The sequence below is a fragment of the Pseudomonas brassicacearum genome (genome assembly GCF_003732175.1).
Taxonomy (GTDB): domain Bacteria; phylum Pseudomonadota; class Gammaproteobacteria; order Pseudomonadales; family Pseudomonadaceae; genus Aquipseudomonas; species Aquipseudomonas brassicacearum_G.
In genome coordinates, this window is sequence record NZ_MOBI01000024.1 from 139,644 (window position 1) to 159,863 (window position 20,220).

Below are 20,220 nucleotides of genomic sequence, written 5' to 3' on the forward strand. Positions count from 1 at the left end.
GGGCGCCAACCTGACGGCTAAAGACGCGATCACCCCGGCCTGGATGCAAGACGCTGGCAAACCGCTGATGATCTCCCTTGAAGAACAGAACCAGGTCGCCATGCGGGTTTCCGACAAGGGCCAGGCGCTGTTTTTCGACGTCGACAGTGGTGCCGAGCTGCGCCGCATCGACCTGCCGATCCCTGCCGGTACCAGCGTAACCTCTATTGGTAAAGACCAGCCCGGCCATCCGCTGGTTGTCGTGGGCTTGTCCAACGGTCAGGCGCTGGTGTTCCGTCACACCTATAAAGTCAGTTACCCGGAAGGCAAGAAAACCATCTCGCCGGCCATCGAATTCCCGTACGGCGAAACGCCGATCGCATTGAACGAGCAGGGCGGTGCCCTGGAGCACGTCAGCCTCAATGCGACCGATTCGACCCTGCTGCTCGCCGGCTCTACCGGTTCGCAATTGCACGTGCTGTCGCTGACCAGCGAAGAAAACATGATGACCGGTGAGGTCACCAACGAGCAGAAGCGTATCGAGCTGCCGCAAATGACCGAGCCGGTGAAGAACATCTTCGTCGACCCGCGTCAGCAGTGGCTGTACGTGGTCAACGGTCGCGCCCAGGCCGACGTCTTCAGCCTGAGCGACAAGAGCCTCAACGGTCGCTACAAACTGCTGGATGACGGCGAATCGCAAGTGACCGCCAGTACTCAACTGGTGGGTGGTATTTCGCTGATCATCGGCGACTCCAAGGGTGGTCTGGCCCAGTGGTTCATGGCTCGCGATACCGATGGCGAGCAACGACTGAAACAGATCCGCACCTTCCAGATGGGCACCACGCCGATCGTTGAAATTACCGCCGAAGAGCGTCGCAAAGGCTTCGTCGCCCTCGACACTGCCGGCAAGCTCGGGGTGTTCCACAGCACTGCCCACCGCACCTTGCTGGTGAACCAGGTGGTTGATGGCGCGGGCCTCTTCGGCCTGTCGCCGCGTGCCAACCGCATCATTGTGGAACAGGGCGGCAAGCTGCAACCGCTGCTGCTCGACAACCCGCACCCGGAAGTTTCGTGGAGCGCGTTGTGGAGCAAGGTCTGGTACGAAAACTACGACGAGCCTAAATACGTCTGGCAATCGACCGCGGCCAACACCGACTTCGAACCCAAGATGAGCCTTTCGCCACTGACCTTCGGTACGCTGAAAGCTGCGTTCTACGCAATGCTGCTGGCGGCACCGCTGGCGGTCGCTGCGGCGATCTACACCGCTTACTTCATGGCGCCGGGCATGCGCCGCAAGGTCAAGCCGGTCATCGAATTGATGGAAGCGATGCCGACGGTGATCCTCGGCTTCTTTGCCGGCCTATTCCTCGCGCCGTATGTGGAAGGGCACTTGCCGGGCATCTTCAGCCTGCTGATGCTCTTGCCGATCGGCATTCTGGTAGCCGGCTTCATCTTCAGTCGCCTGCCCGAGTCGATTCGCCTGAAAGTGCCGGACGGCTGGGAAAGCGCGATCCTGATCCCGGTGATTCTGTTTGTGGGCTGGTTGTCGCTGTACATGAGCCCGTACATGGAAACCTGGTTCTTCGGCGGCGACATGCGCATGTGGATCTCCCACGACCTGGGCATCACCTACGACCAGCGCAACGCACTGGTGGTTGGTCTGGCCATGGGCTTTGCGGTGATCCCGAACATCTACTCGATCGCCGAAGACGCCGTGTTCAGCGTGCCACGTGGCCTGACGCTGGGCTCCCTGGCCCTCGGCGCTACGCCATGGCAGACCATGACCCGCGTAGTGATTCTGACCGCCAGCCCGGGCATTTTCTCGGCACTGATGATCGGCATGGGCCGTGCGGTCGGGGAAACCATGATCGTGCTGATGGCTACCGGTAACACCCCGGTCATGGAAATGAACCTGTTCGAAGGTCTGCGCACCCTGGCCGCCAACGTGGCGGTAGAAATGCCCGAATCGGAAGTCGGCGGCAGCCACTACCGCGTGCTGTTCCTTTCGGCGCTGGTGCTGCTGTTGTTCACCTTCATCATGAACACCCTCGCGGAGCTGATCCGTCAGCGTCTGCGCAAGAAATACTCGTCGCTTTAAGAAAGGTAGAAGTCTGTGAAACAGAACTCCCTGAAAGGATGGTTCAAGAGCGGCGCCCCCGGCGTCTGGATCAGCGGTGGCGCGGTGTCCATCGCGGTCATCATGACCATTGGTTTGCTGGCGGTGATTGCCGTGCGCGGTCTGGGCCACTTCTGGCCGGCAGACCTGATGCATGCCAGTTACAACGTGCCGGGCCAGGCCAACCATGTCGTCATTGGCGAAGTGGTGCAGAAGGAAGAAGTACCACGCGAGCGTCTGAAAACCGCGGGTTTGCCAGTGCCGGATCAAGGTCCGGAATTCATGACCCGCGAGCTGATCAAGGTCGGTAACCGTGACATCAACGGCAATGACTTCACCTGGATCGTCGGCGAGTGGCTGACCGACCAGAGCACGCCGCGTGAACTGATGACCATCGAGCGCCGCGAGTGGGGCAACTTCTACGGCTACCTGCTCAACGTCAAGCAGGACGGCAAGGTCATCGCTGAAGGCGAAGCGGCCTGGCCAGAGCTGCAAGCGCGGGTGGACCGGGTCAACGGGCTTGCAGCGCAGCTCAAGAGCCTGGAAAAAACCGACATCGGCGCGATCAACGCAGGCCTCGAGCGTATTCGCCTGCACGGCCGCAAGCTGGAGCTGGAAGGTAAACTCGACGCGACCGCGCAAGCCGACATGGACACTGAGCGCGCTGAGCTGAACGCTCGTTATAAAGACGTCGAGGCACGCCTGGCCGACCTGCACACGCAGTTCAACCGCGACAGCCTGACCGCTCGCGATGCCAATGGCAAAGAAGTCGAAATCGGTATCGGCAAAGTGGTTCACGCCTACCAGCCGAACGCGATGAGCTACCTGACCAAAATGGGCTTCTACTTCAAGAAGGTCTGGGAGTTCCTCAGCGACGACCCGCGTGAAGCCAACACCGAAGGCGGGATCTTCCCGGCGATCTTCGGCACCGTGATGATGACCCTGATCATGGCGATGATCGTCACCCCGTTCGGCGTACTGGCAGCGGTCTACCTGCGTGAATATGCACGCCAGGGGCCGATGACCCGTTTGATCCGTATTGCGGTGAACAACCTGGCGGGCGTTCCGGCGATCGTTTACGGCGTGTTCGGTCTGGGCTTCTTCGTTTACGTACTCGGCGGCTCGGTTGACCGTTTGTTCTTCCCTGAAGCCCTGCCGGCACCGACGTTCGGTACGCCGGGCCTGCTCTGGGCCTCGCTGACCCTGGCACTGCTGGCAGTGCCGGTGGTGATCGTGGCGACCGAAGAAGGTCTGGCGCGGATTCCTCGCACCGTGCGTGAAGGCTCGTTGGCCCTCGGCGCGACCAAGGCTGAAACCTTGTGGAAGATCGTGCTGCCAATGGCCAGCCCGGCGATGATGACCGGGATGATCCTCGCCGTGGCTCGCGCCGCGGGTGAAGTGGCGCCGCTGATGCTGGTGGGTGTGGTGAAACTGGCGCCGTCGCTGCCGGTGGACGGCAACTACCCGTACCTGCACCTCGACCAGAAAATCATGCACTTGGGCTTCCATATTTATGACGTCGGCTTCCAGAGCCCGAACGTCGAAGCCGCACGGCCGCTGGTGTATGCCACGGCGCTGTTGCTGGTGCTGGTGATCGCCACGCTCAACCTGTCGGCAGTGTGGATTCGTAACCACCTGCGCGAGAAATACAAAGCTTTGGATAGCTGATTTTTATGTGGGAGCGAGCCTGCTCGCGATGCGGGCGACGCGGTTCAAGTTTGAAACCGCAGTGATGCCATCGCGAGCAAACGCGCTCCCACAAAAACCGAACCGAATTTGTTAGCACAGGGAGTTTCCCATGCAGCACGAAACACACACCCACGGCATCAACATGTCGGCCCTGGGTCGCGACAAACAGAGCCTGAACCTGGCACAGGAAACCGTGGCTATCGAAGTGCCAAGCCTGAGCCTGTTCTACGGCGACAAACAAGCGCTGTTCGACGTCAGCATGAACATTCCCAAGCAGCGCGTGACCGCGTTCATCGGTCCGTCCGGTTGCGGCAAGTCAACGCTGCTGCGCACCTTCAACCGGATGAACGATCTGGTCGATGGCTGCCGTGTGGAAGGCGAGATCAACCTGTACGGCAACAACATCTACCGCAAGGGCGAAGATGTGGCCGAACTGCGTCGTCGCGTCGGCATGGTGTTCCAGAAGCCGAACCCGTTCCCGAAAACCATTTATGAAAACGTGGTCTACGGCCTGCGTATTCAGGGCATCAACAAAAAGCGCGTACTCGACGAAGCCGTTGAGTGGGCGTTGAAAGGCGCGGCACTGTGGGATGAAGTGAAAGACCGTCTGCACGAATCGGCCCTGGGCTTGTCCGGTGGTCAGCAGCAACGTCTGGTGATTGCTCGTACCATTGCGGTCGAGCCGGAAGTGCTGCTGCTCGACGAACCGTGCTCGGCACTCGACCCGATCTCGACGCTGAAAGTCGAAGAGCTGATCTACGAACTGAAATCCAAGTTCACCATTGTCATCGTGACCCACAACATGCAACAGGCCGCGCGGGTTTCCGACTACACGGCCTTCATGTACATGGGCAAACTGGTGGAATTCGGCGACACCGATACCCTGTTCACCAATCCGGCGAAGAAGCAGACCGAAGACTACATCACCGGTCGTTATGGCTAGGATGCCGCTAGCGTTGCTCGCTTAACCATCGCTGCGGTAGACCGCACCTTACCGGACGCTCCAAGGACGCCAACATGATTAGCAAAGAAGGCCTTACCCACCACATCTCCCAGCAGTTCAACGCTGAGCTCGAGGAAGTGCGCAGCCACCTCCTGGCCATGGGCGGGCTGGTCGAAAAGCAGGTCAATGATGCGGTCACTGCACTGATCGAAGCGGACTCGGGCCTGGCCCAGCAAGTGCGCGAGATCGACGACCAGATCAACCAGATGGAACGCAATATCGACGAAGAATGCCTGCGCATTCTGGCTCGTCGTCAGCCGGCCGCGTCGGACTTGCGTTTGATCATCAGCATCTCCAAGTCGGTGATCGATCTGGAACGCATCGGCGATGAAGCGACCAAAATCGCCCGTCGTGCCATTCAGCTGTGCGAAGAAGGCGAGGCCCCGCGGGGTTACGTCGAAGTTCGGCACATTGGCGACCAGGTGCGCAATATGGTTCGCGATGCACTGGACGCCTTTGCTCGCTTCGACGCCGAGTTGGCATTGTCGGTGGCCCAGTACGACAAGGTCATCGACCGTGAATACAAGACCGCCCTGCGCGAGCTGGCGACCTACATGATGGAAGATCCGCGCTCTATCACGCGGGTCTTGAGCATCATTTGGGTGCTGCGTTCGCTGGAGCGGATTGGCGACCACGCACGCAATATTTCCGAGCTGGTGATTTACCTGGTGCGCGGAACCGATGTCCGTCACCTGGGCCTCAAGCGCATGAAGGAAGAAGTTGAAGGCACAAGTGCCGAAAGCGCTAATGTTCCGGGCAAAGCTGACGATAAGTAAGATTGCCCAAGTAAAGCGCCCGGCCTTTTGGTCGGGCGTTTTTGTTTGGGTGGCTTTCGAATTGAAAAGCCGAATAAAAAAGCAGCACCCGCGAACGAAAAGTCCCGGCGTGACTGAAGAGTTTTGGCAAAGTGCCATCAGCCAGCGTTATGCTTGCCGGGATTTCTATAGGGGTGTTGGATGAGCAAGATCAGTGTGTTGGTCGTGGACGATGCGTCGTTTATTCGCGATCTGGTAAAGAAGTGCCTGCGCAACTACTTCCCGGGTATCCGGACCGAAGATGCCGTCAACGGCAAAAAGGCCCAGGCCATGCTGGCCAAGGAAGCATTCGACCTGGTCCTGTGCGACTGGGAAATGCCGGAAATGTCTGGCCTCGAACTGCTCACCTGGTGCCGTGAGCAGGACAATCTCAAGAGCATGCCGTTTGTCATGGTCACCAGCCGTGGCGACAAGGAAAACGTGGTTCAGGCGATTCAGGCCGGCGTTTCTGGCTATGTCAGCAAACCGTTCACCAACGAGCAGCTGTTGACCAAGGTCAAGCAGGCGTTGAACAAGGTCGGCAAACTCGACACCTTGATGAACAGCGCACCCACCAAGATGAATTCGGCGTTCGGCAACGACTCCCTTAGCGCGCTCACGGGCGGTAAGGCTGCTGTCGTCGCCCCTGCCGCCGCGCCGGCCCCTGCTGCAGCGCCTTCTCGTGGTCTGCTCAACAGCCCGCCGGTCAAGGCACCAGCGGCGTCCGCGGCCCCGACCGGTGGTCGTGGCCAAGGTCAACTGCGCCTGCCCAGTGGTACTCAGCCCTGCGTAATCAAAGCGTTGAGCATCAAGGAAGCCTTGTTGGTGGTTAAGCGCACCGACACCCTGCCGCAAGTGCTCGACAGCGCCGTGCTTGACCTGGAGCAGGGCGACAACGCCGAAGTCGCCCGCCTGAACGGCTACCTGCACGCCATCGTCGCCCATGAGCCGAAACCCGACAGCGACTGGCTGCAACTGACCTTCCGCTTCGTCGACCAGGATGCGCAAAAGCTCGACTACATCTCCCGCCTGATCGCCCGCGGCACGGCGCAGAAGCATTTCGTACCGGGTGCGTAAGTACCTCACCCCTTTGATCGTTCCCACGCGCAGCAAAGGAATGCCGCCATGGACGCTCCGCGTCCGCTTCATGAGGTGACGCAGAGCGTCACAGGATGCATTCCCACGCAGAGCGTGGGAACGATCATCACAGCCCCACTTCCTCGGACATTTCCTTCAAGTTGTAGCGGTGTTCGGTAACTATCCCGGCCTGTGCGTCAGGGCTAGTCTCACCCTGTCACCAAAAAACGGTGACTCGGACGTGCAAGTCCGGTCCAGGTGCACAATCGTAGATGGCTATTCATCGAGCGTTTTTTTATGCTCGCGAATCGTTATGGCGGCTGTGCGTCGGAGACCTTCGGGTCTGCCGGGTTCCTGGACCGGTCTTGCACACCAACGCACAGCTGCCACCTCTTTCGAAGCGCAAGCGAAACGGTGTCAGCTCCTTAGTTCCAGGGAGATACACCAATGTTCAAGGCCACACCAAATCCACCAGAAGACCCAGCAACATCCCCCTACGAATCCCCCGATTCGAAAAAACTCCACGAAGCTGCCGAACGCGCCCTAGACCACCACCTCGGCACGCCCCCACCCAAAATCCACTTGGCCGACGCCCGCAAAGGCCAACTCTTCATCGTCGCCCCCGGCGTCGACACCGACAGCCTCCTGGCCAACGCCTCTGAAGACATCGCCTCCATCAAAGCCATCGCCGGCGACCTCGCCTTCGAAATCGAAGGCTCCCGCCGCAACGTCGCCCTGGCCATTTACCGCATGGCCGAAGGCGCCCAACTGCTGATCGACCGCGCCATGGATAACCTCGACCCACCGAACCCAACGGAGTACCGGGTCAAGATGTAGTTGATCGTTAGTTGATCGTTCCCACGCTCTGCGTGGGAATGCCGCCCCGGACGCTCCGCGTCCGCTTTGGCGCGTGACGCAGAGCGTCACAGGATGCATTCCCACGCGGGAGCGTGGGAACGATCATCACAGGCCTACACTCATTTGAAACATCTGCCGACTACGCGGGTCCATTCTGGCTGCTAGGCTGATTTCAGGCCTTCCTCGACAGAACCTTGCCCATGTTCGCGCGATTGCTGTTTTTCTGTGGTCTGTTCATGGCCTCCACCTCGGCTGTGGCCATCACTATTTACAAATCCACGAGCGTGACGGGTGTGGTCTCCTACAGTGACCGTCCCTCCCATGGCGCACGGATCTTTGTGTTCCGCGACCGCATGGAAGAGCACCTTGAGCGCCAGGTACTTCTGGATATCAAGAAGCAGAGGGACACGCACAGTGTGTTTGTGCGCAACGATTTGTATGCGCCGGTAGAGGTCGAGCTGAGTTTCACCGGGCTGAAGAATGTCAGTGGTGCACCGGCACAAGCGATCCGTCGGGTGTTGCCGGCGCGCAGCACTATGCGTCTGGCGTTGCTCACGGCGATTACGCCCGGCAAGCCGCTGGCCTATACCCCGACGTTCAACTATTCCCTGGGCAACCCCACAGATACCACGCTGGCCTATCGGTATCCGCTGCCGTGGCGTGGCGGACCGTTCCACCTGACTCAGGGCCCTAATGGCCGATACAGCCATTTTGGGGTCAAGAACCGCTATGCCATGGACATCGCGATGCCTGAAGGCACGCCGATCATCGCGGCGCGTGGCGGGATGGTGGTGAAGACCGAAAACAACCAGAGCGGACGCGGCACCGACCCGTCGGGCAATTTCGTGCGGGTGTTGCACGATGACGGAACGATGGGCGTGTACCTGCACCTCAAGCGCGGCTCGGTGTGTGTACGGGAAGGTCAGCGGGTGGCGGTCGGTAGTGCGCTGGGGTTATCGGGCAATACCGGCAACAGCAGCGGACCGCATCTGCACTTCGTGGTGCAGCGCAATAGCGGGTTGGGGTTGGTGTCGATTCCGTACCAGTTCAACCAGCCGGTGGGCAGCTTGCCGAACTTTGCGCTCGGCAAACAATAGTCCAGGTCACTGCGATCAACCGTGGCGAGGGGGCTTGCCCCCGTTGGACGGCGAAGCCGTCCTGAAATCAATGAATGCGGCGTGTCGGGAAAAATGCGGTTGCAGGGTTTGGGGCCGCTACGCGACCCAACGGGGCGATGCGGCGCTCCGACAGGCCCCCTCGCCACAAAAGCACCTCTCCTGGACGTAGCGATGCTTAATCGAGCATCAGCACCTTGGCCAAAATGATCTTCGGGCCTTTCATCTTTTTGATGATGATCCGCAAACCTTCGACTTCCAGTACTTCTTCCTCTTCCGGCACCCGTTTCAGGGTTTCGTAGACCAGCCCGGCGAGGGTTTCCGCTTCGACGTGGTCCAGATCGATGCCCAGCAGGCGTTCGACCTTGAACAGCGGTGTGTCACCGCGCACCAGCAATTTGCCCGGCTGATAAGCGAGGATCCCGCGTTCGGCCTTGCGGTGCTCGTCCTGGATATCGCCGACCAGCACTTCCAGTACGTCTTCCATGGTCAGGTAGCCGATGATGTTGCCGTCAGCCTCTTCAACCACGGCGAAGTGCGAACCACCCTTGCGGAACTGCTCCAGTAGCTGCGACAGCGGCATGTGCCGCGATACGCGTTCCAGCGGGCGGGTCAGCTCGGCCAGGTTGAACGACTCGGGAATGTGGTCCAGCGCTGCCAGCTCCAGCAGCAGGTCCTTGATGTGCAGCAGGCCGACGAACTCCTGGCGTTCGCTGTCGTACACCGGGTAGCGGCTGAATTTGTGACGACGGAACAGCGCGAGGATCTCCTTGAGCGGCGCGTTGAACTCCAGCGTCACCAGGTCTTCCCGGGAGTTGGCCCAGTCGACCACTTCCAGCTCGCCCATTTCCACGGCCGAGGCGAGTACGCGCATGCCTTGGTCGCTCGGGTCCTGGCCACGGCTGGAGTGCAGGATCAGTTTCAGTTCTTCACGGCTGTAATGGTGCTCATGATGAGGGCCGGGTTCACCTTGGCCAGCGATCCGCAGAATCGTGTTGGCGCTGGCATTAAGCAGGTAAATGGCCGGGTACATCGCCCAGTAGAACAGGTACAGCGGCACCGCCGTCCACAGCGACAGCAACTCGGGTTTGCGGATGGCCCAGGATTTGGGGGCCAGTTCGCCGACCACGATGTGCAGATACGAAATGATAAAGAAGGCGGTGAAGAACGACACACCCTTGACCACTTCCGGCGAGTTGACGCCGACCGCGCTCAGCAACGGTTCGAGAATGTGCGCGAACGCCGGTTCACCGACCCAGCCAAGGCCCAGGGAGGCGAGGGTGATACCCAATTGGCAGGCGGACAGGTAGGCGTCGAGCTGGCTGTGTACGGTGCGCAGGATGTGCCCGCGCCAGCCGTTTTTCTCAGCAATGGCCTCGACCCGGGTCGAGCGCAGTTTGACCATGGCAAACTCCGCCGCAACGAAGAAGCCGTTGAGCAAAACCAGGATCAGTGCAAAAAGAATCATGCCGAAATCGGCGAAGAGTGAAGCGAGGGTCAAGCCAGGGGAAGGGTCCATGATGGAGTTTTGCGGGTTCCGTATATTCGAAAAGAAGGGGGATTGCCGAGCCTGAAAGGCAGGCCCAAGTCAGCCAATGTAGCGGCTGACAGGGCGATTGCCTAGTGTTCAGTCAACGTTCGCGCTAGTCGGTCAGCGAGCTGACCCGCGATTTTGTCACCTGTGCCGGCGCGAAATGGCAGGTGAACGTGCTGCCGTGACCCAGCACACTGCTGATCTCCATTCGCGCGCGATGACGTAACAAAACGTGTTTGACGATGGCCAGGCCCAGCCCGGTGCCACCGGTATTGGAATTGCGGCTGGAGTCGACGCGGTAGAAGCGCTCGGTCAGGCGCGGCAGGTGTTTGTTGTCGATGCCGATTCCCGAGTCCTGCACGCTGAGGTGTGCGCCTTGCTCGTCGCCCCACCAGCGGATGCGGATGTTGCCACCGTCCGGGGTGTATTTGACGGCATTGAACACCAGGTTCGAGAACGCGCTGCGCAACTCGGCTTCACTGCCCTTGAGCATAATCGACGGATCGGCTTCCAGGGTGATGTGCTGGTTGCGCTGCCCGGACAGCGCCTGAGCGTCACTCTTGATCGATTGCAGCAGACTGTCGATCGGCACCGGCTGGTTGTCCGACGGGTAATCGGTGGCTTCGAGCTTGGCCAACAGCAGCAAGTCGTTGAGCAGCGTCTGCATGCGTCCGCCCTGTTGCTGCATTTGCTGCAACGCTCGGCTCCAGCGCGGATTCACCTCTTCGACGTTATCGAGCAGGGTTTCCAGGTAGCCGCAGATCACCGTCAACGGCGTGCGCAGTTCGTGGGAGACGTTGGCGATGAAGTCTTTGCGCATTTGCTCAAGCTGATGAATGCGGGTGACGTCGCGCACCAGCATCAAGTGTTCGTTGTTGCCGTAACGGGTGATGTACAGCTGAATCCGCATCCGGTCATTGGTTGGCGAAGGGATTTCCAGCGGTTCGGCGTAGTTGTCCTGCTCGAAGTATTCCTTGAAACGCGGGTGACGCACCAGGTTGGTCACCGGCTGACCGCTGTCCTGCGGGGTCTTGAGGCCCAGCAGGGTTTCAGCGGCGCGGTTCCACCATTCCAGGTTGCCGTCGCTGTCGAGCATGATCACGGCGTCTTTCAATGCTGCGGTGGACTCCTGAACCCGGTCGATCACCGCTTGCAGGCGTCCGCGCACGCGTTGATCGCGCCGTTGCAGGTGGTAGATGCTGTCGAACACTTCACCCCACAAGCCGTAGCCATCGGGTGGTGGTTCGTCGGGTTTTTGCAGGCGTAGCCACTCGTGCAGGCGCAGCAATTGCTTGAGGGTCCAGGCCAGGTAAATTCCCAGGCCTGCGGCCAGGCTCCAGCCGTATGCGCCTGTAATCAGGCCGATCACCAGGCAGCCGGTGACCAGTAACAGCATGTGGCGGATCAGAGTGCCATGCCAGTTTTGGTTCACTTAAACTTGCGTCCTTGTCAGCGTGTCGAGCAGGTAAGGGCCGGCTCAGGCCTTGGTGGAAAACCGGTAGCCGGTGCCACGCACGGTTTGTACCAGATTCTCGTAGGCATCACCGAGTGCTTTGCGCAATCGACGGATGTGCACGTCGACGGTGCGCTCTTCGACATACACATTGCCGCCCCAGACCTGATCGAGCAATTGCCCGCGGGTGTAGGCGCGTTCCTGATGGGTCATGAAAAATTGCAGCAAGCGGTATTCGGTCGGGCCCATCTCGGCGGGTTTGCCGTCGATGGTCACGCGGTGGCTGATCGGGTCCAGCAGCAGGCCGCCAACTTCGATCGGTGCTTCGCCGTCGGTAGGGCCGGCACGACGCAGCACGGCTTTCAGGCGCGCAACCAGCTCGCGTGGCGAAAACGGCTTGGTAATGTAGTCATCGGCGCCGACTTCCAGGCCCTGGATCTTGTTGTCCTCTTCGCCCTTGGCGGTGAGCATGATGATCGGGATGTCCCCGGTCAGTTCATCGCGCTTGAGACGGCGGGCCAGCTCGATGCCTGAAGTGCCGGGAAGCATCCAGTCGAGCAGGATCAGGTCCGGTTTACGGTCGACGATAATGGCGTGAGCCTGCTGGGAGTTTTCGGCCTCCAGGCAGTCATAGCCGGCCATTTCCAACGCAACGGCGATCATTTCGCGAATGGGCGCTTCGTCGTCGACGATCAGAATGCTCCTGCCAACCATGCCTTAATCCTCTTGTCATTTAACTGTCTTGCGCCGCATTAGATAACGGAATTATTGCAGTCGTGTGACAGTATTTTAGTCGTGCGGCAAGCAGCGCAATCCTGAGCTACGCTTTAAATCCGGATCCTGACAACCACAAAGGAAGGTTTCTATGACTCACTACGCTCAATCGTTTAAAGCCCTGATGTTGGCCGCTGCCCTGGCATTACCGGCAATGGCCTTCGCCGCTGATCCGGCGATGGTAAAGAATGGCACGCTGGTCGATAGCAAGGGCATGACCTTGTATACCTTTGACAAGGATGCTGCTGGCAAGTCCATGTGCAATGACAAGTGCGCCGCCAACTGGCCGCCGCTCGCGGCTGCAAGCGGCGCCAAGTCCATGGGCGACTGGACGGTGATCAAACGCGACGACGGCAAGATGCAATGGGCCTACTACGGCAAGCCGCTGTACACCTTTGTGATGGACAAGAAGGCCGGTGACATGACCGGTGAAGGGAAAATGGATGGCACCTGGCACGTCGCCAAGCCTATGTAACCTGGTAAAAGATCGCAGCCTTCGGCAACTCCTGCACGCGACGCCCCGTAGGAGCTGCCGGAGGCTGCGATCTTTCAAACCGGTCAACGCAACGCGTAATCCAGCACGATCCCGACGAAAATCGCCAACCCGGCCCAATGATTATGCAGGAAGGCCCGGAAACACTTCAATCGGTCCCTGTCGCGGGTGTACCAGAACTCCCAGGCAAAGCACGCGGCCGCGGCCAGCAGCCCGAGGTGGAACCAGCCGCCCAGCTCGAATTTCGATCCGGCCAGCAGCAGGCACCCCAGGGCCAGGCCTTGCAGGGTGAGAATGATCACCCGATCGGCATCGCCAAACAGAATCGCCGTGGATTTCACCCCAATCTTCAAATCGTCGTCGCGGTCGGTCATCGCGTAATAGGTGTCATAACCCACGGTCCACAGCAGGTTGGCGATCCATAGCAACCAGGCGATGGCCGGCAGTTCACCGGTTTCGGCGGTGAATGCCATCGGCATGCCCCACGAGAACGCCGCGCCCAGTACCACTTGCGGATAATAGGTGTAGCGCTTCATGAACGGGTAAGTGGCGGCCAGCGCCAGACCGCCGAACGACAGCCAGACCGTGGCCGCGTTGGTGCACAGCACCAACAGGAAGCTCGCGCCCATCAGCAATGCGAAGAACACCAGTGCTTCTTTGGAGCTGATCTTGCCGCTGACCAACGGCCGTTGTTCGGTACGTTTCACGTGACCGTCGACTTTCCGGTCGGCCCAGTCATTGATCACGCAGCCACCTGCGCGGGTCAGCACCACGCCAAGGACGAAAATCGCAATGTTGGCCAATGACGGCGAGCCTTTGCCGGCAATCCACAGTGCCCACAGCGTTGGCCACAGCAGCAGGTAAATGCCGATTGGCTTGTCCATGCGCGTCAACTGGATGAAGTCCCAGGCGCGCGGGTTCACGCGATTCAATGACTTGAGCAGGCTTTGGTACATCAGCAGTTCTCCGTATTCGCGCCGGCAGCGCGCCACAGGGCTGGCAGGAATATTTCTGCAACCAGCACGCTCAGGTTCCCCCGGTCGAAACGCGAGCGCCGGCCCCACAGTTCCGGTGCTTGAGACTCACTCGGCAACCACTCGACGGGATAGTGACAAACCTCGATGGCGCGGCGCTGGAACGCCTGATCGCAAAACAACAGCTCGCCCAGGGAGCGGCTGCCCAACTCATCCATATTCAACCCGCCATCCTGCAACGAACTGCGTGCCGCCACACTGCGGGCAAACACCCAGGCTTCGCCATGACCGCGCAAATACACCTCGCGAACCCAGCCTTCGCTGCCTTCGGGCAATTCCAGTGCAGTGCATTCGTCTGCACGCAAAGGCTGCCAGCCTTCGAACAGCGGCGTCACGCTGAAGCCGTCATCCGACAAACGGGTCAGGCGGCGGGTGAGCGAGCCCTCATCGAATAGCCAGTCGAGGGTTTGCGCGTCGGGTAGTGGGGTCAGCTGGCTTTGTGGCAGCCAGAACAGAGCAGGGGCGAGGGGTTTTGAGTGCGGCACAGTGAGTCAGTATTGGCAGCAAATGAGGCGGCGAGCTTACCATGTCGGTCGGTGATATTGACTGATCAGACCGGGTAATGGCCGCGAACAGACTTGCATCTGTTGCGCCCGATCAGTACAAAACGCCTTGAGCCGGACGGCAGCCCCTTATCGGGTGACCATTCGCGCCAGTAAAAGCCTGAGAACCTGAGGAAACAAGTAATGAAAAAGTGGCAATGCGTGGTCTGTGGGCTGATCTACAACGAAGCCGACGGCTGGCCGGATGACGGCATCGCGGCCGGAACCTTGTGGCAGGACGTACCGGAAGACTGGCTGTGTCCAGACTGTGGCGTCGGCAAAATGGATTTCGAAATGATCGAAATCGCTGCCTGATCACAGATTTTCATGAATTGAAGAGGAGTAACGAATGAACGCACCTGTCGTGATCGTCGGCACTGGGCTGGCTGGCTACAACCTGGCCCGGGAGTTTCGCAAACTCGATGGCGAAACACCGCTGCTGCTGATTACCGCAGATGATGGACGCTCTTACTCCAAACCGATGCTCTCCACCGGTTTCGGCAAGAACAAGGACGCCGATGGCCTGAGCATGGCCGAGCCCGGCGCCATGGCCGAACAACTAAAAGCTGAAGTGCGGACCCACACGCGCATCAGCGGCATCGACCCGGGCCACAAACGCCTGTGGATCGGCGAAGAAGCCGTGGCCTATCGCGACCTGATCCTCGCCTGGGGCGCTGAAACCGTGCGCGTGCCGGTGCAGGGCGATGCGCCCGAGGCGATTTTCCCGATCAACGACCTCGAAGACTACGCGCGCTTTCGGGCGGCGGCTGCCGGCAAGCGTCGGGTGTTGTTGCTCGGCGCTGGCCTGATCGGCTGTGAGTTCGCCAACGACCTGATCCTCGGTGGTTATGAGGTGCAACTGGTCGCGCCGTGCGAACAAGTCATGCCGACGCTGCTTCACCCGGCGGCCGCCGCAGCCGTGCAGGCCGGGCTGGAAAGCCTGGGCGCGCAGTTCCACCTCGGCCCGGTACTCAATAGCTTGCAACGTACCGATGACGGGCTCGAAGGGCATTTGTCCGATGGCCAGGTGATCCCCTGCGACGTAGTGGTTTCCGCCATTGGCCTGCGCCCGCGCATCGATCTGGCGGCCGCTGCCGGTTTGCAGATCAACCGCGGTGTGGTCGTTGACCGTCATCTGAAGACCTCTCACGCCAATATCTACGCCTTGGGCGACTGCGCCGAGGTCGATGGGCTGAATTTGCTGTACGTGATGCCCCTGATGAGTTGTGCGCGTGCGCTGGCGCAAACCCTGGCCGGCAACCCGACGGCGGTCAGCTACGGTGCGATGCCGATTACCGTGAAAACACCGGTCTGCCCATTGGTGGTTTCCCCGCCACCACGGGGTTTTGAAGGTGTCTGGACCGTCGAAGGGCAGGGCGCCGACATCAAGGCGCTGTGCCGTGATGCCAGCGGAAAACTACTGGGTTACGCGCTCACCGGGGCGGCAGTGATGGAGAAACTGGCTCTAAACAAGGAGCTTCCGGCGCTTTTGGCGTAAATACCGGTCGTTCTGTCGGAATCATCCCGCTTTTGCCTCTACAAAGGTCGCCCCGAGACTGGCGCCGCTCGTAACCGCATGCCATCCTCACTCCGTCTGCCGCAGAGTAGAGCCTGCGGCGCCTTGGGCGCTGTTCCGGAAGAACAGCACGGACATAACAACAAAAAACCGTCAAAGAGGCTTCACTCATGCGTAAACCAGATCTCGCCGCAGCAATCGCTGAAAAGGCTGACCTCACCAAAGAACAGGCTAACCGCGTACTCAACGCCGTCCTCGAAGAAATCACCGGCGCTCTGCACCGTAAAGACAGCGTCACCCTGGTGGGCTTCGGTACTTTCCTGCAACGCCACCGTGGCGCTCGCACCGGCAAGAACCCGCAAACCGGTGAGCCAGTGAAAATCAAGGCCAGCAACACTGTTGCGTTCAAGCCGGGCAAGTCGTTGAAAGACAGCGTCAACCCGTAACAGGTAGCACCGTCTCGGGGCGGTAAAAAAATGGGCACGCCGACTGGGTCGGGTGCCCATTTTTTGTTTGCGCTGATTGGCGCATTTTAACGAATGCCTTCCACTGGTAGATCACGCTTGGTTTTTATAGGGGGAGAATGAGTGGTTAACGGTGTAGAAGCCTAGCTGTTCCGGTAGGCCGTTGAGGTCGTTGTGGTAGTAGCGGATTTTTTTGCTCATCGAGCTCATTGCCCGAGGCCATGATGGCCGTTATCTCGTCTGCCAGTTTAGGATTTTCATTGGCTAAGTCTTTCATATGATAGTTCTGCATTTATGGTAGACGTACGGCTTGATACTCGATCGCTATAAGTGGCGTCAGATTTATAACAGCCTACTCTAAGGTTTCCACTGCAGTCTCTCCTTCAACGGTTTGGACGGCCGTTCGATAAATGACCGTCCAACTGTCCCCTGACGATCTTTTAAGAATATGTTTTGAGCTAAACACGTATATGGTGTCGCCAAGTGAAATTTTTTCTTTTATATGCTGTGCTGAGGGCGAGACTAAAAATTGATGTAAGAAGACCATGGGTAGGCCCTGATGATACAACCAGGCTGGTTCGCCCACCCATACAGGTTTTTCATTCAAACACAGGAACTCATTTTCTAGACGTTCTGTTAACCATTTATTTTTATTTTTTGGGGCGCCTTGCTCGACGTATTCGTTGTAAAGGTTCCCTGCAAAATCTTCTGCACCTTCGGCTTCCATCGACGCGGATTGCTTTTCTGCGATCTCCATCGCAGCGCCCCAGAAAATGTGGAAATCGGTCAACCCGCTCATGTCCTCTCCTGTAAAGCTTGCTTTACCATTGTCCGGTGGTTTTTATAACGTTTACCAAGTCCCATCCTGTATGGCGGTACTTGTCCATTGACTCATGCCCCCAAGGTGTTGCTTTGGTCAGCCCTGCGGTTCGTGGCGAGGGAGCTTACTCCCGCTCGGCGGCGCAGCCGTCGTAAACCGGCTGATGCGGTTTACTTTTTGCCTACCCCCAGAATTTTATTTGCCAAAGCCAGATCAAATTGTTTGTTTCCAAATATTGATTTGGTTGCGAGGACTTTTTTGAAGACGTCTGAGTCCAGGCTCAGGTCATTTTTTTGCGCTGCAAATAATGCGGTTAGAAAGGGGTACGCATAGTTGTCAGGTTCAGCTAGTACGTCATCAATTAATGAGGGCGTACCAAGAATGCCGTTCTCTGCCTTTGATAAGTAAAATTTTATCAGACGTTCGTTTATTTTTTTGACTGTTGCGCTTACTTCATCAGGCGATGGGGTTCTAATGATGCCGCCCAGCTCGTCACCAAACTGTTTTGTTTCTTCCGATAATGAACTTTTCGACAAAAAAGATGAGTTCAATAGTCGGCTCTGATAGGGCGGTGATTTGTTTATGCAGAAGCTAAATGCCTCGCATGTATAAATCTCCAGGCCCGCATAGTAGCCGTCGGCCTTGGTCAAGTGTTGTATGTAAATCTCTCCGAGCTTTTCCTTGGAGATAAGTAGGCCAAGTTTGTTTTTGCTCGCTTTCAGGTCCAAGTGGGACGACGTTATCTTTTTTAGCTCCGCCAGTAATTCTACTTCCAAGCTTTTACGAGTTTCTATGCTCATTATGTTCACTTGTAGATTAAGAGATTGAAGGTTGCATTGTGCTGTGTGCCTTTCCCACCCAGCGGCACCCCCGGCTTTCCTTTGGTATCAACCTTGAAGGTACCCTGCGTGCCGGCTGAAGGTTTTATCGTGCCCCCTCCCAAATGTTGTGTGGTGTTGGCCGGCTTAGTCATGTCGAAGACTTTGGAGTCGGTTTGGTTGGGGGTCAACTTCCCGGTGCCGTGCTTCACTTCAAATACGTGCAGTTTTCCGTTTCGGTCTTTGGCCACGAAGTCAGCCCGAATACGTTTCCCATTGACCTTCATGGTGACTTCTTCAGCGACGACCTTAAACCCATTTCGCTTAAGGTCATGGATCGCCTTGGTTCGGCCTTTATTGCCACTGACTGCGCTTTTGCATGCCCATCCCCATGGGTCCATCCACGTCAGAGGGTTTGGCGCATATTGATAGAGGTTGATTCCCCCCACCAACCCAATCGGATCCGGCGTCGTAAACCGCCCCACATCCGGATCATAAAACCTGAACGTATTGAAATGCAGCCCCGTCTCCCGGTCCAGGTACTGTCCCTGGAATCGCAGGTTCTGCTCTTCAATGTAGTACGGCTCGCGCCCCTCTTCTAACGTGTTGCCCCACACCCGATAAGTCGCCTGCCAGACGTTGTGGCCGTCTGCCTCGGTGAGCTGTTCCGGCAGGCCGTTGAGGTCGTTGTGGTAGTAGCGGATTTTTTGCAGCGGGCCGGTGCCGTCGACGCGGGCCAGGGGGTCGTAACCTTCGTCTTCGTAGAGGTAGAGGCTGGTCTGCTGATGGTGATGTTCCTGCAACAGGCGCAGGCCGTCCCAGGTGAAGCGGGTTTCGCCCAGCGGGTAGCCGTGGGTGTCGTGCTCGGTTTTTTCGATGCGTCGGCCCAGCGGGTCGTAGGTCATCCTGACCACGCTGCCGTTTTCGTTGCGCACTTCAATCAATCGGCTCTCAGCGTCGTAACCGAAGCGCTGCAGGCCCCGTTTAGCGCTGCGTTTTTCGATCAGCCGACCAAACGCGTCATAGCGATAACGCTTGTCCTGATAGGTCAGCAGTTTGTTGTGCACCACCAGCCCGGCGCCGGGTTGTGGGCCGTCCAGCAGGTTGGCAGCGGCGTCGTAGGCGAAGGTTTCGCGCTGGCCGTGCAGGCTGTCCTGGCTGGCGATGATGCGGCCGGTGGCGTCGTAGTGCAGCAGTTGGCGGTGTTGCGCGGCGGGTTGCTGGTCGAGTTTGCCGATCAGGTTGTCGGCGGGGTCGTACTCGAAATGTTTCTGCACTGCGGCCGGCATCAGCGATGGCTGGTTGGTGTGACGGCGTTGGCGTGAGCGTAAACGCCCGCTACGGTCGTATTCGCTGCGGGTGCTGATTTGGCCCTGTGTGCGCAGCACTTCGCGGTGCAGGCGGTCGCGTTCGAAGTCGCTGATGACCTGGCCGTCGAGGTTGATCTGGTGCAGGTGGCCGCTGCCGTAGTACAGGCGATTGAGCCAGCGGCCATCAGGCAGTTGGGTCTGGATCAGGTTGCCGAGTTCGTCGTAGTGGTGGTGCAGATTGCCGGCCGTGCTTTGTTCTGCGAGCAACTGGCCGAGAGCGTCGTAGGCGAAGCTCAGGGTTTGTGCGTTGCCGTGGTGGTCGGTGAAGGTGACGGCGGTGAGCTGGTCCAGCGGGTCGTAGCTGTAGTCGGTGCGGCCATCGTCGGTGACTTTGGCGATCAGCCGGCCAACGGCGTCGCGTTCCAGTTGATGAACGATGGGAGCGGGGGGCGTCTCGGGGACCACGGCCAGGCCGTTGCCGTAAGGCGCCGGAACAGCCGTGACCGCCGCGACGTTATCCAGCAGGTCATAGGTGTAGCGTTTGGCGCTGCCATCCAGATCCTGTTGTTCGGTCAGCCGATCCCCTGCGTCCCAGGCAAACCGATAACTTTCGCCGTTCTCATTGGTCAGCGCTTGCAGCCGCCCGTAGCTGTCATACCCGAACTGCACCTGCCGGCCATGGGCGTCGGTGCGCTGGCGTACCTGGCCGCGACGGTTATGTTGATACAGGGTGGTATGCCCGGCCGGGTCGGTGTAGCCGATCAACTGGCCGGCGACATCGCGCTGATACTGCTCGGTGCGGCCGTCCGGCAACTGGCTGCTGATCAACCG

General features: G+C 58.9%; 19 protein-coding genes. 11 read left to right on the forward strand and 8 right to left on the reverse strand.

What is annotated here, in order from left to right; translation table 11 throughout:
• Nucleotides 1–43: 43 nt before the first annotated feature.
• The 7 genes from BK658_RS23675 (at nucleotide 44) to BK658_RS23705 (ending at nucleotide 8,613) form a co-directional block, all read left to right on the forward strand.
• On the forward strand, nucleotides 44–2,077 hold the full coding sequence (locus tag BK658_RS23675; RefSeq protein WP_185019887.1) for an ABC transporter permease subunit: 2,034 nt from the start codon (nucleotides 44–46) through the stop codon (nucleotides 2,075–2,077).
• A 15-nt stretch (nucleotides 2,078–2,092) separates the two neighbouring features.
• On the forward strand, nucleotides 2,093–3,763 hold the full coding sequence (gene pstA, locus BK658_RS23680; protein WP_123584423.1) for a phosphate ABC transporter permease PstA: 1,671 nt from the start codon (nucleotides 2,093–2,095) through the stop codon (nucleotides 3,761–3,763).
• 130 nt (nucleotides 3,764–3,893) lie between these two features.
• The gene (pstB, locus tag BK658_RS23685) at nucleotides 3,894–4,727 is read left to right on the forward strand and encodes a phosphate ABC transporter ATP-binding protein PstB (RefSeq protein WP_054594761.1); all 834 of its coding nucleotides are present in this window, start codon (nucleotides 3,894–3,896) and stop codon (nucleotides 4,725–4,727) included.
• Between the two features lie 74 nt (nucleotides 4,728–4,801).
• Complete coding sequence (gene phoU, locus BK658_RS23690; protein ID WP_054594760.1) at nucleotides 4,802–5,563, forward strand: phosphate signaling complex protein PhoU; 762 nt, start codon at nucleotides 4,802–4,804, stop codon at nucleotides 5,561–5,563.
• A gap of 180 nt (nucleotides 5,564–5,743) precedes the next feature.
• Nucleotides 5,744–6,658, forward strand: a complete 915-nt coding sequence (locus BK658_RS23695) for a response regulator (protein WP_123584424.1) — start codon at nucleotides 5,744–5,746, stop codon at nucleotides 6,656–6,658.
• Nucleotides 6,659–7,105: 447 nt separating this feature from the next.
• The gene (locus BK658_RS23700) at nucleotides 7,106–7,495 is read left to right on the forward strand and encodes a DUF6124 family protein (RefSeq protein WP_123584425.1); all 390 of its coding nucleotides are present in this window, start codon (nucleotides 7,106–7,108) and stop codon (nucleotides 7,493–7,495) included.
• 221 nt (nucleotides 7,496–7,716) lie between these two features.
• A complete protein-coding gene (locus tag BK658_RS23705; protein ID WP_123584426.1) occupies nucleotides 7,717–8,613 on the forward strand; it encodes a M23 family metallopeptidase in 897 nt (298 codons plus the stop codon).
• A gap of 196 nt (nucleotides 8,614–8,809) precedes the next feature.
• On the opposite strand, the gene BK658_RS23710 is transcribed toward BK658_RS23705, so the two are convergent.
• From BK658_RS23710 to phoB, 3 genes are all read right to left on the reverse strand, one after another.
• The gene (locus BK658_RS23710) at nucleotides 8,810–10,150 is read right to left on the reverse strand and encodes a hemolysin family protein (RefSeq protein WP_123584427.1); all 1,341 of its coding nucleotides are present in this window, start codon (nucleotides 10,148–10,150) and stop codon (nucleotides 8,810–8,812) included.
• A 124-nt stretch (nucleotides 10,151–10,274) separates the two neighbouring features.
• Nucleotides 10,275–11,561 carry a phosphate regulon sensor histidine kinase PhoR gene (gene phoR, locus BK658_RS23715; RefSeq protein WP_259740126.1) on the reverse strand — a complete coding sequence of 429 codons (1,287 nt, stop codon included), beginning with the start codon at nucleotides 11,559–11,561 and terminating at the stop codon, nucleotides 10,275–10,277.
• Nucleotides 11,562–11,642: 81 nt separating this feature from the next.
• Nucleotides 11,643–12,332, reverse strand: a complete 690-nt coding sequence (gene phoB / locus BK658_RS23720) for a phosphate regulon transcriptional regulator PhoB (protein ID WP_007896474.1) — start codon at nucleotides 12,330–12,332, stop codon at nucleotides 11,643–11,645.
• Between the two features lie 151 nt (nucleotides 12,333–12,483).
• On the opposite strand from phoB, the gene BK658_RS23725 reads away from it, so the two are divergent.
• On the forward strand, nucleotides 12,484–12,867 hold the full coding sequence (locus BK658_RS23725) for a COG4315 family predicted lipoprotein (protein ID WP_123584429.1): 384 nt from the start codon (nucleotides 12,484–12,486) through the stop codon (nucleotides 12,865–12,867).
• Nucleotides 12,868–12,950: 83 nt separating this feature from the next.
• Here BK658_RS23725 and ubiA read toward each other — a convergent pair whose 3' ends face one another.
• Nucleotides 12,951–13,841 (reverse strand): 4-hydroxybenzoate octaprenyltransferase, encoded by an 891-nt coding sequence (gene ubiA, locus BK658_RS23730; protein WP_123584430.1) that lies wholly within the window; start codon nucleotides 13,839–13,841, stop codon nucleotides 12,951–12,953.
• A complete protein-coding gene (locus BK658_RS23735) occupies nucleotides 13,841–14,404 on the reverse strand; it encodes a chorismate--pyruvate lyase family protein (protein ID WP_123584431.1) in 564 nt (187 codons plus the stop codon). The genes ubiA and BK658_RS23735 overlap by 1 nt, the downstream gene beginning before the upstream one ends.
• A 201-nt stretch (nucleotides 14,405–14,605) precedes the next feature.
• Here BK658_RS23735 and BK658_RS23740 point away from each other — a divergent pair, with 201 nt between their 5' ends.
• The 3 genes from BK658_RS23740 (at nucleotide 14,606) to BK658_RS23750 (ending at nucleotide 16,423) form a co-directional block, all read left to right on the forward strand.
• On the forward strand, nucleotides 14,606–14,776 hold the full coding sequence (locus tag BK658_RS23740; protein WP_019694300.1) for a rubredoxin: 171 nt from the start codon (nucleotides 14,606–14,608) through the stop codon (nucleotides 14,774–14,776).
• Between the two features lie 34 nt (nucleotides 14,777–14,810).
• Entirely contained in the window at nucleotides 14,811–15,959 is a 1,149-nt protein-coding gene (locus tag BK658_RS23745) for an NAD(P)/FAD-dependent oxidoreductase (RefSeq protein ID WP_123584432.1), read from the forward strand.
• Between the two features lie 188 nt (nucleotides 15,960–16,147).
• Complete coding sequence (locus BK658_RS23750) at nucleotides 16,148–16,423, forward strand: HU family DNA-binding protein (RefSeq protein WP_003195589.1); 276 nt, start codon at nucleotides 16,148–16,150, stop codon at nucleotides 16,421–16,423.
• Nucleotides 16,424–16,793: 370 nt separating this feature from the next.
• Here BK658_RS23750 and BK658_RS23755 read toward each other — a convergent pair whose 3' ends face one another.
• From BK658_RS23755 to BK658_RS23765, 3 genes are all read right to left on the reverse strand, one after another.
• Nucleotides 16,794–17,240: a hypothetical protein gene (locus tag BK658_RS23755; RefSeq protein WP_123584433.1), complete on the reverse strand. Its 447-nt coding sequence runs from the start codon at nucleotides 17,238–17,240 to the stop codon at nucleotides 16,794–16,796.
• Nucleotides 17,241–17,431: 191 nt separating this feature from the next.
• Nucleotides 17,432–18,061, reverse strand: a complete 630-nt coding sequence (locus BK658_RS23760; RefSeq protein WP_123584434.1) for a hypothetical protein — start codon at nucleotides 18,059–18,061, stop codon at nucleotides 17,432–17,434.
• A 5-nt stretch (nucleotides 18,062–18,066) separates the two neighbouring features.
• A partial coding sequence (locus BK658_RS23765) for an RHS repeat-associated core domain-containing protein (RefSeq protein ID WP_148049741.1) occupies nucleotides 18,067–20,220 on the reverse strand: 2,154 nt, incomplete at its 5' end.